The organism is Haemophilus parainfluenzae (assembly GCF_014931395.1).
Taxonomy (GTDB): domain Bacteria; phylum Pseudomonadota; class Gammaproteobacteria; order Enterobacterales; family Pasteurellaceae; genus Haemophilus_D.
On record NZ_CP063120.1, the window covers coordinates 1,956,038 to 1,972,093 of the forward strand.

Annotated in this window: 13 protein-coding genes; 2 read left to right on the forward strand and 11 right to left on the reverse strand. The window is 38.9% G+C overall.

All coding sequences use genetic code 11. The features are described from left to right. Positions 1-6: 6 nt before the first annotated feature. Together rlmM and INP94_RS09735 are read right to left on the reverse strand one after the other, a co-directional pair. Complete coding sequence (gene rlmM / locus INP94_RS09730; RefSeq protein WP_197543494.1) at positions 7-1,095, reverse strand: 23S rRNA (cytidine(2498)-2'-O)-methyltransferase RlmM; 1,089 nt, start codon at positions 1,093-1,095, stop codon at positions 7-9. Further along, positions 1,092-1,982: a transcriptional regulator GcvA gene (locus INP94_RS09735; RefSeq protein WP_049367416.1), complete on the reverse strand. Its 891-nt coding sequence runs from the start codon at positions 1,980-1,982 to the stop codon at positions 1,092-1,094. The genes rlmM and INP94_RS09735 overlap by 4 nt, the downstream gene beginning before the upstream one ends. 482 nt (positions 1,983-2,464) lie before the next feature. Here INP94_RS09735 and INP94_RS09740 point away from each other — a divergent pair, with 482 nt between their 5' ends. Further along, positions 2,465-3,496, forward strand: coding sequence for a branched-chain amino acid aminotransferase (locus INP94_RS09740; RefSeq protein ID WP_070775505.1), 1,032 nt, complete (start codon positions 2,465-2,467; stop codon positions 3,494-3,496). Positions 3,497-3,560: 64 nt separating this feature from the next. Here INP94_RS09740 and INP94_RS09745 read toward each other — a convergent pair whose 3' ends face one another. From INP94_RS09745 to INP94_RS09760, 4 genes are all read right to left on the reverse strand, one after another. After that, positions 3,561-7,010 (reverse strand): acyl-[ACP]--phospholipid O-acyltransferase, encoded by a 3,450-nt coding sequence (locus INP94_RS09745; protein ID WP_197543495.1) that lies wholly within the window; start codon positions 7,008-7,010, stop codon positions 3,561-3,563. After that, on the reverse strand, positions 7,007-7,648 hold the full coding sequence (locus tag INP94_RS09750; RefSeq protein ID WP_197543496.1) for a MerR family transcriptional regulator: 642 nt from the start codon (positions 7,646-7,648) through the stop codon (positions 7,007-7,009). Before INP94_RS09750 ends, INP94_RS09745 begins: the two co-directional genes overlap by 4 nt. 136 nt (positions 7,649-7,784) lie before the next feature. Further along, the gene (locus INP94_RS09755; protein WP_197543497.1) at positions 7,785-9,347 is read right to left on the reverse strand and encodes a peptide ABC transporter substrate-binding protein; all 1,563 of its coding nucleotides are present in this window, start codon (positions 9,345-9,347) and stop codon (positions 7,785-7,787) included. Then, positions 9,340-9,702, reverse strand: a complete 363-nt coding sequence (locus tag INP94_RS09760; protein ID WP_049370318.1) for a YbaN family protein — start codon at positions 9,700-9,702, stop codon at positions 9,340-9,342. The genes INP94_RS09755 and INP94_RS09760 overlap by 8 nt, the downstream gene beginning before the upstream one ends. Before the next feature lie 230 nt (positions 9,703-9,932). On the opposite strand from INP94_RS09760, the gene prlC reads away from it, so the two are divergent. Further along, entirely contained in the window at positions 9,933-11,972 is a 2,040-nt protein-coding gene (prlC, locus tag INP94_RS09765) for an oligopeptidase A (protein WP_197543498.1), read from the forward strand. Between the two features lie 112 nt (positions 11,973-12,084). Here prlC and rpsO read toward each other — a convergent pair whose 3' ends face one another. The 5 genes from rpsO to INP94_RS09790 all read right to left on the reverse strand — a co-directional run bounded on the left by rpsO (position 12,085) and on the right by INP94_RS09790 (position 16,008). Then, on the reverse strand, positions 12,085-12,354 hold the full coding sequence (gene rpsO / locus INP94_RS09770) for a 30S ribosomal protein S15 (protein ID WP_005628925.1): 270 nt from the start codon (positions 12,352-12,354) through the stop codon (positions 12,085-12,087). Between the two features lie 132 nt (positions 12,355-12,486). Further along, positions 12,487-13,203 carry a molybdate ABC transporter substrate-binding protein gene (gene modA, locus INP94_RS09775; protein WP_197543499.1) on the reverse strand — a complete coding sequence of 239 codons (717 nt, stop codon included), beginning with the start codon at positions 13,201-13,203 and terminating at the stop codon, positions 12,487-12,489. Next, the gene (locus tag INP94_RS09780; RefSeq protein WP_197543500.1) at positions 13,196-13,972 is read right to left on the reverse strand and encodes an ABC transporter ATP-binding protein; all 777 of its coding nucleotides are present in this window, start codon (positions 13,970-13,972) and stop codon (positions 13,196-13,198) included. The genes modA and INP94_RS09780 overlap by 8 nt, the downstream gene beginning before the upstream one ends. Continuing rightward, the gene (locus tag INP94_RS09785) at positions 13,965-14,978 is read right to left on the reverse strand and encodes a FecCD family ABC transporter permease (RefSeq protein ID WP_197543501.1); all 1,014 of its coding nucleotides are present in this window, start codon (positions 14,976-14,978) and stop codon (positions 13,965-13,967) included. Before INP94_RS09785 ends, INP94_RS09780 begins: the two co-directional genes overlap by 8 nt. Next, the gene (locus tag INP94_RS09790) at positions 14,968-16,008 is read right to left on the reverse strand and encodes an ABC transporter substrate-binding protein (protein ID WP_197543502.1); all 1,041 of its coding nucleotides are present in this window, start codon (positions 16,006-16,008) and stop codon (positions 14,968-14,970) included. Before INP94_RS09790 ends, INP94_RS09785 begins: the two co-directional genes overlap by 11 nt. Positions 16,009-16,056: the final 48 nt, after the last annotated feature.

The following is a 16,056-nucleotide window of genomic DNA, read 5'->3' on the forward strand; positions in this document are numbered from 1 at the left end:
ACTTTTTTATTTTAAAGCAATATGTACCGTAATCTCTTCACGATCGTGATACAAATGCTTCGCCTGAATATCAAATTCCAGTTCTTTTTCTGCTAACATCACCGCAAGATTTTCTAAGCAGAACATCACTTCTTGATAACGTTTTTTCATTGGCAATTTCAAATTGAAAATGGTTTCTCTGCACCAGCCGTTAATTAGCCATTTTCCAATTAAATTCGCAATTCGACTTGGTTGCTCCACCATATCACACACAAGCCAATCAATATGCTTACGTTTTGGTGGTTGGAATTTAAATCCATCTTCCGGACAGTGCTCAATTCTGCCGGTATCATGCAAACTTGCTGCCATTTTGCCGTGATCAACCGCATACACAAATAAACCACGTTTCACTAATTGATAGGTCCAGCCGCCAGGGCAAGCACCAAGATCGACTCCAACCATATTTTCATTCAAGCGTTTACTTTCTTCATTTCGAGGAATAAAGGTTAAAATCGCCTCTTCCAATTTTAAAGTTGAACGGCTTGGTGCATCCGCTGGGAATTTTAAACGTGGGATTCCCATAAAGTGGGTGGAGTTATTACCAAGATAGGAATACCCCACATAGCAACAATTCGGCTGCGTGAAAAAACAATGCAAAATCTGACCGCGCTTTGCATTCGTTTTGCCTTGTAACCAGCCTTTCTTTTTCAACGCTTGGCGCAACGGCACGGTAAATTTTCGGCAAAATGTCGAAAGCTCTTTCGCTTCATTAGTATCTGCTGTTTCAACAAATAGCTCTACCGCTTGCTTAAGATTAATGTCTTCTGCAATGCGTTCATATTGAGCCAGAATTGGCGAAATACGATCTTGAGGATCCAGATTTTCTAAGAGCTCTGACACAACGATCATTTGACGTGCAAAAATCAAACGATTAAATGGGATTTCTCTCGCTAAACGATCTGCATCACCTGGTTGATAGCATTCAAAAATGACATAGCCGCTGTTTTCTACTACGCGAGCAAAACCAAATACACCACGCTCAGAAGCTCGATCGGTAATTTCTGCGGCCACTTCTTTTTCAAAGCTAATTCGACAATATAAGGCTAATTTATTCATATTTTCCCTAATTTTATTGAATCTTTAATCCATGTTCTAAAGGCTTGAATCTGTTCATCATCTAAACGATCTAAATGATTGACTACATAGAATGATTTCGGATCCCGTAATTCCGTTGGTAACACAATTTGCAAATGGCCATTTTCAATTTCTTGCTGAGCCAAAATGCGATTAGCGAGTGCAATCCCCTGCCCATGAACCGCTGCTTGCAATGCCATAAAGGTATGACTAAATAACGGGCCTTGCTGAATATTCAAATCCTCTAATTTGAGATAATCGGCCATCGCTTGCCAGTTATCTCGAGTATGTGTGTGAATCAGCGTGTGCTTTTTTAAATCATCAGGACGACGAACGGGGATTTTCTCAAGCAATGAAGGTGCTGCCAAAATCACCAAATTTTCTTCACCTAACCGATCGACTTGTAAGTTTTCCCAATCGCCTTTGCCATAATAAATGGCGATATCAATTTCTTTATTCAATAAACCTTCATCTTGATCGACGCCCTTCAAGCGTACTTCAATTTCAGGGTGTTGTTTATTAAAATCGCTCAAATGTGGCACAAGCCATTGAATACCAAAGGTTTGTGGCACACTAATTGCCAAATGTGGCTCTGCTTTAAGTGTTAATAAACGTTCGGTCGCTTCATTTAATTTTCGTAAAATTTTATTGATATCAACAAAATAGGCTTTCCCAAATTCAGTCAATTCGAGCGAACGATTTTTGCGTATAAAAAGCTCGACACCTAAAAAATCTTCTAATAATTTTATTTGATGGCTCACTGCGGCTTGTGTCACAAAAAGTTCATCAGCAGCCTTTGTAAAACTTAAATGTCGAGCAGCTGATTCGAAAGACTTCAATGAATTCAGGGGAGGCAAACGTTTATACATAATTCTTCCCAACGGCTAAATTTTAGTTTATAATGAAAAAGATTCAATTCGGATTAGTTTTTTTTATGCATCAAATAAAAAAACATCATTTGTCCTTCCATTACCTTCTACCTACAATACACACATACTTAATGATTGGTAATTCCTTACAAGTTAATGAGTTTCAGACTTAAGTATGATGTTGTGTTTGCATATAGTTCGGTTCTCCGAACTGGAGTAACAATTAAGTTACTCATTTACTTCCTGTATATATTAAACCATTCTGGTTAAGCGCTGCTCGTTTCGAGCGGCGTTTTTTTATTTCAGCCATTCTAACATAAGCAAAATTTTATTTCCTGACCTACTTCACAAATTTGAGAATCCAATAAAAATTTTGAGAAATCACAATATTTTTGTGTTTAAAGGTTTTCATAGTTGCCGTTATGGTGTAGATTAACTGCATTTCCATTCATAAAATTATTTATACAAATTAAGGAAGCAAAATGAAAGACTTAGACTGGAACAATCTTGGATTTAGTTATATCAAAACAGATTATCGCTTTATCGCACATTGGAAAGATGGTAAATGGGATGAAGGAAAACTTACCACTGATAATATGCTACATATCCACGAAGGTTCAACGGCAATTCACTACGGTCAACAATGCTTTGAAGGCTTAAAAGCCTATCGTTGTAAAGATGGTTCAATCAACTTATTCCGTCCTGATCAAAATGCAAAACGTATGCAACATACCGCAGATCGTTTATTGATGCCTCAAGTGCCAACAGAATTATTTATCCGTGCTTGTAAAGAAGTGGTGAAAGCAAACCAAGAATGGTTAGGTCCTTACGGCTCTGGCGCGACATTATATTTACGTCCATTCCTCTTTGGCACGGGGGCGAATATCGGCGTGAAAACCGCACCTGAATTTATTTTCTCTGTATTCTGCTGTCCAGTAGGCGCATATTTCAAAGGTGGTTTAGCACCATCTAACTTCATTACGACTGATTACGACCGTGCTGCTCCGATGGGAACCGGTGGCGTAAAAGTGGGGGGGAACTATGCGGCAAGCTTGCTTCCACATGAACTAGCCGCAGAACAAGGTACACCAGAACGTAAATTTGCAGACGCGATTTACCTTGATCCTAAAACTCACACTAAAATTGAAGAAGTGGGTGCGGCAAACTTCTTTGGTATCACCAAAGATAACAAATTTATCACGCCTGCATCTGAATCTATTTTACCAAGTATCACGAAATACTCATTACTTCACATTGCAAAAGAACGTTTAGGTATGGAAGCCATTGAAGGTGATGTGTATATCGATCAACTTGATCAATTTGCCGAAGCGGGGGCTTGTGGTACTGCTGCAGTGATTACGCCAGTAGGTGGTATTCAACATAAAGGTAAATTCCACGTGTTCTATTCAGAAACGGAAGTTGGCCCTATTACACGCAAACTTTACAACGAATTAACCGGTATCCAATTCGGTGATGTGGAAGCCCCTGAGGGTTGGATTGTAAAAGTAGAATAATTTATTTATCTATCAACAAAAAGAGCGGTCAAATTGACCGCTCTTTTATTTATGACAATTTTCGTTACTTAACCAAACTCATTGCCAGATTCTTCGCGCCTTTGAAATCCACTTTACCACTTCCAAGCATTGGAATTTCATCCACTAAGAAGATTTGGCTTGGTAGCATAATTGGCGGAACATTTAATCCTTTAATGCGTTCATTGATTTCATCTAAAGAAAATGCAGACTTAATTAAAAGCACAATGCTCTCGCCTTTTTTATCATCACTCAAGGCGACGGCAACAAATTGATTTTCTTCATCAAATACTTGTGAAAGTTTCTCTTCCACGCTACCGAGACTGATCATTTCGCCGCCAACTTTGGCAAATCGAGAATAACGATCCACAATGGTAATAAAGCCGTTATGATCGATATGACCTTTATCGCCGGTTTTGTAATAACGTACACCGTCAATTTCAACAATCACTTCTGCTGTTTTTTCAGGGGCATCCAAATAACCTTTCATGACTTGTCCACCACCAATCAAGATCAAACCGTCTTCACCGACTGGTAATTCTTGCAAGCTTTCTGGATCCACAATTTTGATAATGGTACCCGGTAATGGCATACCAACTGTACCGGCTTGATTGAAGGTAAATTCCTGTAAGGTTTCCGGATCCAGTAAATTAGGCATATTGACACTAGCTACAGGTGCTGTTTCAGTTGCGCCATAACCTTCGTAAATTTCCAAGCCAAATTTAAGTTTGAAGGCTTCTTTTACATCTGCTTTCAATTTTTCGGCACCCGCAATAACCATGCGCACGTTTTGTAGCATTAACGGATGGAATTTCTTATTGCGTACATACAATCTAAAGAAAGTTGAAGTACCAAATAAAATACTCACCCGATGTCGAGCACACATTTTTCCGACTGTCGCCCCATCTGTTGGGTCCGCCACACTCACCATTTTAATCCCTTCACACAATGGCAATAAGGTTGTCACGGTTAAGCCAAATGAGTGGAAAATTGGTAAGGAATTCAAAATCACATCATCTTTATGGAAATTTAATAATTCACCGATCTGTTTAATGTTCGTCAGTAAATTTTTATGGCTTAATTCAATGCCTTTCGGATCACCTTCACTACCACTACTGAATAAGATGGTTGCATTATCTTCCAAGCTTACGTCTGCAAAGTAACGTAATTTAATCCACCATTGTGGCGCTAAAAACGCCGTTAAAAATGACCGCACTTTATTCACTTTAGTAATCGATTTTCCTAAATTTTCCATAAAGAGGGCTTTATCAGCCACCACTTGGCTAAAGTCAAAACCTTTTGCGTTCAATTTATCCAAGAATTTTTCAGAGGTAATGACTTGCGAAATGTTGGCTTTTTTCAACGCTTTTTCCATCACTTCAGGGCTTAGCGTGTAGTTTAAATTTACCGGTACTTTGCCCATCACCATTAAGGTCATATTAATAATTGCCCCAATTGATGAACTTGGTAATAACACACCAACATTTTTTTCATTCCCTAAAGCGGCTTTCAAGGTTTTCACAAACATCAATACTGCAGCAATAAATTTCAGGTTATTCAGTTTGGTACCTTGTGCATCCACCGCGGCTTCTTTGAATAAATTCGATTTTGCTGAATTCAACCAATGATGCATCAGCGGTTTACGTTTACTCATGACTTTTTCCCATACAGAGAAAGAAAGTTCGAGTACTTTTTGCTTCATCGCTGTCGCATCAATAAAGCCATGAATGGGTTTACCAAATGCTACTAAAATTTCACGTTTGCCTTGGCGTTTAGTTAAATTCTTATAGAAAGAATCCGCACGAGAGAAGCTGCTACCCCACAATCCACGTAAATAGAAAGGTACAGTCGTCACATTCTCTAAATCTTTTAATACGTGCTCAAAGCCTTTTTGGAACTCATTGATTTGGCCGTTATAGCTGATATGACCTTCTGGGAATAACGCCACCACTTCACCACGCGCTAAATATTCACGAATAGTTTCAATAGATTCACGACTTGAGCCTCCACCAATTGGGATGACTTTGAAAATACGGAAGAACCAAGTGAGATACCATTTGTTGTAAATTGGACGATACATCACAAATTTAATCGCACGAGGGCTAGCCGCTTGTAACACCAACCAGTCAATCCAGCTAATATGGTTACCTAATAACAACACGCCACCACTTTGTGGAAGATTTTTTAACCCATCCACATGAAAACGGTAATTCGCTTTTAACGCAAAGAGCAAGAATAAACGCGTAAATAAATGGGGCACTTTCGACATGGTATATAAACTTGCAGCAAAACATGCAGCAGAAGTCACTAAGAATAAACCTTGAGTCGAAACATTAAGTTGTACAAAAACAATACTTAATAGCAAAAAGACCACCATGAATACGTTTTGCACAAAGTTGTTACCCGCCATAATTTTGCCGCTGATTTTCTCCGGTGCGAAATACTGAATAGTTGCATTCAATGGCACGATCAATAAACCGCCAGAGAAACCAAAGACAAAAGAACAAAGTGCTAATACCACCCCACTTTGGGCTAGGGTTAAGAAGAATAATGATGCACAAATACCCAATGCACCAAGCGGCACAATACCTAACTCGATATGCAAACGAGAAGCACGTCCTGCAAGATATGAACCTAACACTAGTCCGACTCCACTCACCGCTAAAATCGCTTGAATGACAACCGCATTATCTTCATTGAACATCGCTTTATAATGTGCAGGGAACGCTGCCACAATAATTTGTGACACACCCCAAAAGAGACTTAATCCAATGACACTCAACCAAATATTTTGATCTGCTTTTAATGTGCGAACGTTATCTTTTAAATACCCTAAAGAAAGGTATTTTCTCATATCAAACTGACCATCTGTATTCTCAGCTTCTTGCTTAAAGAATGGGATTTTAAACGCAAAATAGGCTTCTAGTGCACTCAATAATACTAATGCTACACCTATCACCCAAACACTTTGTAATACTTCATTCGGATCATCTGATGCCACATAATGCGCTTCAAAGAAGAAAGAAAAGGCAAAAGAACTAAATAGAATGGCCACAATGGTGAATGCTTGAATGACACCATTTGCCATACCGATATTTTCAGTACCCACAATCGATTTAATAATGCTATATTTGGCGGGAGAATAGACCGCACTTTGCGCTGCCAAAATCAATGTGAGTACAAAGGAAAGCGCAAACATGCCCGTCATATAACTCAATAAAATCCCCGCACTGATCACCACCGCCGCTAAACTGCTATAACGAATCACATTGGTGCGGGAAAATTTATCGTTAATAAATGCCGAAGGGGAAAATAAGAAAATAAACGGCAATAAAATCATGGCATTAATTAATGCCGTTAACACAACCAAACTCTCCCCTGAAAAGCTTTTCAGTAACACATTTTGAATGGTAATTTTATGTGCCAAATCCACACTGGCATTAATAAAGGCAATGGCTAAATAAGGCACAAAGCCGGCGTATTTTAAGAGTTTCATTTCGCACTCTCCGCTTGATAAAGATTAAAGGTTTTCATATTCAAGAGATAAGGTTTCAACACCAACAATAAATCAAATAAGTGTTTTAATTTTTCATCTTTTTGTTCACTATTGGCTAATGCCGCTAAAGTCACATTCACCTCTTTTTCTGCTAACATTTTTGCTGCAGCTAAATAAGCTTTCACCACATCCATTTCAGCTTCATCACAACGAGTCAAGATCGCCAAAATATCACGTTCTTTTGCGGTAAAAATGCCTTCGCGAGGATTCAATAAGCCTTCCACTACCATGTCTTCGATTTGCTGAGTAGAAAGATGAAATTCTGCACATAATTGCTCAATTGTGAACACTTCATTTTCTGCCCCCATGATGATATCCAATAATCCAATAAGGCTTTCATAAGGGTTATTCCAATCAAAATGAGGATGAGCAAAAAGTGCTTTAATTTGTGAAATTGTCGCATTGAAATTGCTTTGTAGATATTTAATAAAACTAAGCAACTTCACACAATGTTCATCATAGAGATGAAAATTCGGTTTATCTTTCACCGGCTCTGGCAACAAACCTTCTTTCACATAGTACAGCACCGTGGATTTTGGTGTCTGACTAAGCTTAACTAAATCATTCATTTTTAACATCAGGATTTCCCTCTAAGTTGATTTGTTGTGTATTGTAGCGGATAAAAACAAAAAGTAAATAGTGTTACTTTACACTTTTAATAAAATTTAATAAAAAAGTTGTTCATCGCATGATAAACAACTTTCTTAATCAGCTTTAGCTTTCCACTTTTCGCCATAGATCTTTGCTATAAATGACCCCTACTGGATTTTTCTTCGCCCCCATAATAGTTGGAGAAATATAAACCGGTGTAGTGTATTGGAAAAGCGGTAAAGCAAGGTTTTCCTGTTGGATCTTCTCACTTAATTTTAAGTAAATTTCTGACCGCTCTTTTTCATTCAAGCTTTTCAGTGCTTGCTCAAAAAGTTGATCGTATTCTGCATTGGCATAGCCATTTTTATTATCGGGGCTTTTAGAATAGAATAAGCCTAAAAATGCCATCGGATGATTAAAGTCCGCACACCAGCCAGAACGAATGATTTGGAAATCCCCTTTTTGACGTTTAGTCTGTAATGTTTGCCAATTGACGAGTTGGGCATCCACGCGCAACATATCGGACTGCGTTAATTGCCCTACTACACGTTGCGCGATATTCACATGCAAGGGTGCATCATCATAGAGCACATTTAAATGTAGCGGATGTTTTTCATCAATTTTATTTTGAGCTAATAACTGCTCGGCAACAACAGGCTCCCATCTTGAATCTTGTCCATTTAGCATAGCTTTCGGTAAAAAATAAGAACTTGGAATTGCCGCTGGAATCTCATTATTCACAATATTCGTAACCGAAACCAACGAAGCAATCGCCTTACGCACATCTGCCTTAGCAACTTTAGGATCGTTTAAATTAAATTCATAAAAATATTCACAAAGCTTAGGAAAATGCTGAAGATCTGAATGAACTTCAGGCACATCAACCACTACATCAAATTCAGCCAATTTAGGCGCAACAAAAGGTAGATAAGCTACGCGTTCAAAAGCGACATTATTTTTCTGCCAATAATAGGGGTTTTTCGTTAAGTGTATGCCTCTCACATTTTCACTTTCGATCATATAAGCCCCATTAGTCACAGGGGAATCAGGATCGCTATATTGTGGCACGAGGCTAATATGCGCCAACATTTCCGGCAAATACGGTGTTGGTTTATCAAGCTCAATGCGTAAAGTGCGGTCATTTTCCGCATAAATGCCTAAACTCTTAAAAGGTTTATTTTTTTCTAAAACGCCTTTCGCATTTTTTAGATTAAGATAAGCCAAATAAGATCTTAATGGACTATTGGATTGAGACAGAGCTTGCCAAGAAAGCATCACATCTTGAGCGACTAAAGGTTCACCGTTTGACCAACGAAGCCCTTCACGTAAGGTAAAGATCCAGGTTTTGTTGTCTTTTGTTTGCCAACTTTCTGCGATACCTGGCACGATTCGTCCTTCCTGATCATAAGCCGTTAAGCCTTCATATAAATCGCGCAATAAGTTTTCTTGTTCAGGATAACGCACAAACCAAGGCTCAAAAGAAGGAGAATGAGTAAACGCCCGAGTCAGTAAAGTCCTACTCGGTTTTGAAGTATTTTCTTGTTCAATAGACTGGCTTTGTGTTGGTTGCTCTTCTGATACCGTGTTTGTAGATTTCGGGCTATTTAATTTGTCACAACCGCTTAATCCCAAAACGACACCTAAAATGACCGCACTTTTAAGCCAAGTAAGTAAAGCATTATCCATTTTCAACGTCTTCTGTTTTAATCCAAAAGAAAAAGAACCAATATTTTACCGCAATTAAAATAGCAATGATCGTTCGCCCCACTACACTTGGAGTAAAGTAAAAGCCAATTAAAAGCATCGTAGTTGAAAAGGTTAGAATAGAAATTTTTGCTTTTTTTGTTAATGCACGACGTTCATTAAAGGATTTTAGGTGCTTTTGATAAAGCTTCGTCCCTAAAAACCATTGTTCTAAACGAGAAGAACCTTTCGCAAAAGAATAAAGTGTAAGCAGTAAAAAAGGTGTTGTCGGAAGAATAGGTAAAAAAATACCAATAACACCTAATATTAAAGAAATGAATCCAAGAACAACATACATAGCCTTGGTTAAAGAAGTTTTTGGGAAAAACTTAAGTGAAACAACACCTATAACAATCGTAAGAGCAATGATGCCAGAAAAAATGATAATAGAAAAAAAGGAAGCGCCGTTCATCATAAACCCTAAATAAAAGTGATACGCAATTATTACTGATTTTTTAGATTTTTCAACCTTGATATTATAGAATTTATCGCAATTTACTAAAGAAACAGTTAGCAAAAGGAATATTTATGTCTAATCCATTACTTCATATTGAAGGCTTACCGCCGTTTTCTCAAATCAAACCAGAACATATTCAACCGGCAATCCAAAAACTCATCGAAGAAAATCGTCAAGCCATTGAACAAGTTTTAAAACAACCTCACTTTACTTGGGAAAACTTTATTGAACCACTTTCTGAAGCAGGAGAACACTTAAGTCGTGCTTGGTCACCGATCTCCCATTTAAATTCAGTTAAAAACAGCCCTGAATTACGTGATGCGTACCAAGCCTGCTTGCCACTACTCTCTGAATACAGCACCTGGGTAGGTCAACACAAAGGCTTATACAACGCTTATGTAGCCTTAAAAAATAGTCCTGAATTTGCCACTTATTCAGTAGCACAAAAGAAAGCCATTGAAAATGCACTGCGTGATTTTGAGCTTTCAGGTATCGGTTTATCCGAAGAAAAACAAAAACGTTATGGTGAGATTGTTGCTCGCTTATCAGAATTAAGCGCACAATTTAGCAATAATGTTCTTGACGCTACCATGGGTTGGGAAAAAGTCATTGAAGATGAAAGTGAATTAGCGAGTCTTCCTGAATCTGCATTACTTGCAGCAAGACAATCTGCTGAAAGCAAAGGCTTAAAAGGCTATCGCTTTACGTTGGAAATCCCAAGTTATTTGCCTATCATGACCTATTGTGAAAATGCAGCATTACGCGAAGAAATGTATCGTGCTTATGCGACTCGCGCTTCTGATCAAGGTCCAAACGCAGGCAAATGGGATAACACAGCGATCATTGAAGAAATCATGACGTTACGCGTAGAACTAGCCAAACTATTAGGTTTCAATACCTATACTGAACGCTCACTTGCGACCAAAATGGCAGAAAATCCACAACAAGTGTTAGATTTCTTAAATAATCTTGCGGATCGTTCAAAAGCACAAGGAGAGAAAGAATTAGCGGAACTCAAAGCTTATTGTGAAAAAGAATTTGGTATAACGGAACTTGCCCCTTGGGATATCAGTTTCTACTCTGAAAAACAAAAACAACATTTATATGCGATCAATGATGAAGAACTTCGTCCTTATTTCCCTGAAGATCGCGTTATTTCGGGCTTATTTGAATTAATTAAACGTATTTTTAATATTCGTGCAGTTGAACGTTTTGGCGTAGATACTTGGCATAAAGATGTGCGTTTCTTTGATTTAATTGATGAAACGGGAGAAGTACGCGGCAGTTTCTATCTCGACCTTTATGCGCGCGAAAATAAACGTGGCGGCGCATGGATGGATGATTGTATCGGCAGAAAACGTAATGCTGACGGTTCAATTCAAAAACCTGTTACCTATTTAACCTGTAACTTCAATGCACCTATTGGTGATAAACCTGCGTTATTCACCCATGATGAAGTTACTACTCTCTTCCACGAGTTTGGTCACGGCATTCACCATATGCTCACCAAAGTTGACGTACCAGATGTTGCGGGTATCAATGGGGTTCCTTGGGATGCCGTAGAACTTCCAAGTCAATTTATGGAAAACTGGTGTTGGGAAAAAGAAGCCCTTGATTTTATCTCTGGTCACTTTGAAACGCACGAACCGTTACCAGAAGAAAAATTAAATCAACTTCTCAAAGCGAAAAACTACCAAGCAGCGATGTTTGTTTTACGTCAGCTTGAATTTGGCTTGTTTGATTTTACCCTTCATCATACTTTTGAAGTGGGTAAAGCTAACCAAGTACTTGATACCTTAAAAGCAGTGAAAGATAAAGTTGCCGTGATTAAAGGTGTTGAATGGGCAAGAGCACCACATAGCTTTAGCCATATTTTTGCGGGCGGTTATGCGGCCGGTTATTACAGCTATTTATGGGCTGAAGTGCTATCTGCTGATGCCTTCTCTCGTTTTGAAGAAGAAGGAATTTTCAATCCAGTTACGGGTAAATCCTTCTTGGATGAAATTCTCACTCGCGGCGGCTCTGAAGAGCCAATGGTCTTATTCAAACGCTTCCGTGGACGTGAACCTCAATTAGACGCATTACTTCGTCATAAAGGCATTGCGAACTAATAACTAAAAAAAGAGCGGTCAAATTTTTGACCGTTTTTTATCTTCCAATATGCAGAAAATAAAAAAGCCCTCGGTAATCCGAAGGCTTTTATTTTTACTATCGTAATAAAAATTAGCGACGTAAACCTAAACGAGCGATAGTGCTTTGGTATAAAGCAAGATCAGTACGTTTTAAGTAGTCTAAAAGTTTACGACGACGAGAAACCATACGTAATAAACCACGACGACCATGGTGGTCTTTTTTGTGCTCAGCGAAGTGAGCTTGTAAGTGGTTGATTTGTGCAGTTAATAATGCGATTTGAACTTCAGAAGAACCAGTATCTTTCGCATCGCGACCAAATTCAGCAACGATAGCTGCTTTTTTTTCAGTACTTAGAGACATTTTTTACTCCTAAAAGGTAGTGTTATTAATACATCATTCGCCGATCTCTAACTCAGCGATGACAAGGAGCCTGAATTTTAACGATTGAAGCCAATAAAAGCAAGGAATTATTGTACTGTTCCTCTTAAATGTTTAATCACTTTTAAATCCGTTCTTACGAATAATGTCTTGCGCATACTCGCTCAATAAAAATTGATAAAATCGTTGCGTCAATTCGGCATCATTCAGCATAGCAAGGACATACTCTGCTCGAATATTGTATTTGGATGGTAGTACATGACAAAGCATTCCCTCATTTTCTAATCTTGTCTGGTAATGCGCATAGCCTAACATCATATCCGCATAATCATTTTTCAAGAGATAATGCGCAGCCATTTCACCTGGCGGTATGACAACTTGATTTTCTGTTCCACCAACCAATTTCAATGCTTTCGATTTTAACCTTTTACCTTGTTCGGGATAATCTTTTTCAATGAGGTCAAAAAGCTGCCAAGTATAATCACCACAAGGATCACAAATTGGCGTTGACGTGGCTAATCGATATTGATCATCCAAAAGTAGCTCAAGGGTATCTCGTTGAAATTCTGGCTTATTCTTTGTTGTCAGCATAAGTTGATTATAAGTTAGCACCTGCTGCTGAAAAACTCGACTCCCTAGTGCCGATACATTTTCTGAATTCGCACTAATAAAAAGATCAGCTAACGCCCCTTGCATTATACGCGTTTTCAACAAACCAGCGGGACCAAATACGCATTCAATTTCCACGCCATTACGTTGCTTAAATGCTCGAGCAAGCTCCAATAAGGCATATCGAAAGCTTCCAGCGCTATAAATTGCGAGTTTATTCATCTCTTTTTCCTTCTAACAACACCTCATAAACCGGCACGAAATGGCTAAACTGTTGCTGCTGATATTGTGATCGTTCAACAATCATCGGTAAATGAAAAAGTGCGGTCAGATTTTCAGAGGTTAATATCTCATCCGTTTGCCCAAAGCGAATAAAATTTCGATTGATTAAAAGTGTTTTATTCGCAATCGCTTGCGCATGATTAGGTTGATGCGTGGTGAAAATAATTCCTAAGCCATGCTTTTTCGCTAATTGTCTTAAAAGTGATAACACCGCATCTTGGTTGGCTAAATCAAGCGCGGAAGTAGGTTCATCCAACAGCATTAAACGGCATTCAGATGCAATGGCGCGCGCAATCAAGATCAACTGGCGTTGTCCTCCTGAAAGTGAAGCAAAATCTTGCTCTGCTAAATGCTGCAACTGTAAATCAGCTAACGCTTGTAACGCCACTTCAATATCTTGTGGTTTAGGCTTACTAAAGGTGGCAATATGGTTTGAACGCCCCATTAGCACAATATCCAATACCGAATAGGCAAAAGGTGCACTGAAAAATTGCGGGACAAAACCTATCGAATCATTCAGCTGAATATTGCCTTGTAAGGGGCGATGAATGCCAAGTAACAGATCTAACAAGGTACTTTTGCCACAACCATTTTGTCCTAAAATCGCGAGAATCTCTCCTGCCTGTAAAGCAAAATTGAGATATTGAAAAAGCAGGTTGTTTTTTTCATAAGCAAATGCAAGATCATTTACTTTAATTAAATCAGTCACGCATCGCTCCATTTCGTTTCAAACGATAAACCAAGATGCCAAATAAAGGCGCGCCAATAAGTGCGGTTAAAATACTGATCGGAATTTCATTGTCAGTCAATGCTCGAGCCGCATTGTCCACCCACAGCATATAAATCGCCCCCACTAGCATCGTACAAGGCAATAAACGTTGGTGATTAGCACCAACCAACATGCGACTAATATGTGGAATGATCAAACCAACCCAGCCGATACTGCCGCTAATAGCCACCTGACAAGCAACTAAGGTTCCGCTAAGGGCAATCACCAACCAGCGTAATCGTCCGACTTTTACCCCTAACGCTTTCGCTTCTTTATCCTCTAAAGAAAGCAAATTTAAACGCCAGCTCAGTTTCAGCAACAATGTTGAACAACACACAAAAGGCACGAAGAAAAACAGCCATTTTTCCGTATTAGCCGTGGCGAAGCTGCCCATCAACCAAAACACAATACTTGGTAATTTTTCTTCGGTATCAGAAACGTACTGCAACAGGCTCACTAATGCAGAAAACAGCCCGCTCAAAATCATCCCGATTAAAATCAGCATCAGCAAACTTCTTCGGTCAAACTTTACGCTAAATAAAAAAACGAGCACTAGCGTACTTAAACCGAAAAAAATCGTACTGGCAAATAAGCCATACAGACTCAAACTAAAAAAGATGGCTAGTGTGCCGCCAAACGCAGAACCAGAGGTCACGCCAATAATATGCGGATCCACCAACGGATTACGAAAAATACCCTGCAATGCCGCGCCACTTAAGGCTAATCCAGCCCCCACACAAAGAGCAGATAAAATACGCGGTAAACGAACTTGGAAAATAACCTGCTGATGGATTGGGTCAATAGGAAGTGCGGTCAATTTTGCCGTTAAAATTTGCAAAATCTGCTCTAAGGATAAAGCATAACGCCCGATTCCTAAAGAAATCAGGGCGCTAGCAACCAAGACAATGAGCAATAAGCCCATCAATTTGGAATGTTTATTTACCATTGTTATACGGCTGACGATAGAATTTCAAATAGTAGTCATTCACCATTTTATCTAAATCGATATCTTGGAATTTTTGCGGATATAGCGATTTTGCTAACCAAACTTCGCCTAATGCTAAGGCTTCCGGCATCGGATAACCCCAAGCTTTCGCGTATTCCGGCATTAAAAATACTTGGTTATTTTTCACTGCATCAATATTAGCCCAAGCCGCATCTTCTTTAATTTGTGATACCACTTTAGGATAACGATCCTGCACCAAAATCACTGCTGGATTCCACTCAAGCACATTTTCCATGGAAACCTGTTTAAAACCTTTCACCGTTGCCGCTGCGACATTATACGCGCCAGCATGTTCTAACATTAAACCAGTATATTTACCCGAACCATAGGTATTTAAATCTGGGTTAGCCATATAGGTGCGCACTCGTTTCTCCGCAGGAATGTCTCCCAAACGTTCCGCCAACATTTTACGATTCGCAAATGCGGCTTTAACTAATTCTTTGCCTTGTTGTTCTTTTTCAAACACTTGAGCAATCAACTCAATACCTTGAGTTAAGCCTTCATTATAGGCTTTATCTTCATCAGCTAAGGTTGGATTAAGTTTATCTTTATCACTGCCAGTTCGTAGCGAAATAGCAATCACTGGAATACCGGTATCCGCAATTTGTTTAATCATTTCCGGTGGTGCATAGTTGGTAACAAATACCACATCCGGTTTTAATTCCAACAAGCTTTCAATATTGACTGAATTTAAATCTCCCGGCATGGCCATTTTTTCTAATTCTGGCGCTAAACGCACATAATTTTGCCCCAGTTGTTTTTTCCAATTTGATAACACCCCAACAATTTGTTTGGTGGCATCTAATTGCACGGCAATATTGAGGGTTTGATGCTGTAATACCACAGCACGTTGAATATGATCGGGAATCGTCACTTGACGATCTAATTGGTCAGTAACAATACGATCAGCCAACGCCGATGTAGAAAAAATGCCGAACAAAGCAGCAACAAACAAGCGGTTAAATTTCATAAGTTATCCTTAAAATGAAAATGGAGTTAAATTATACAATAAAATATA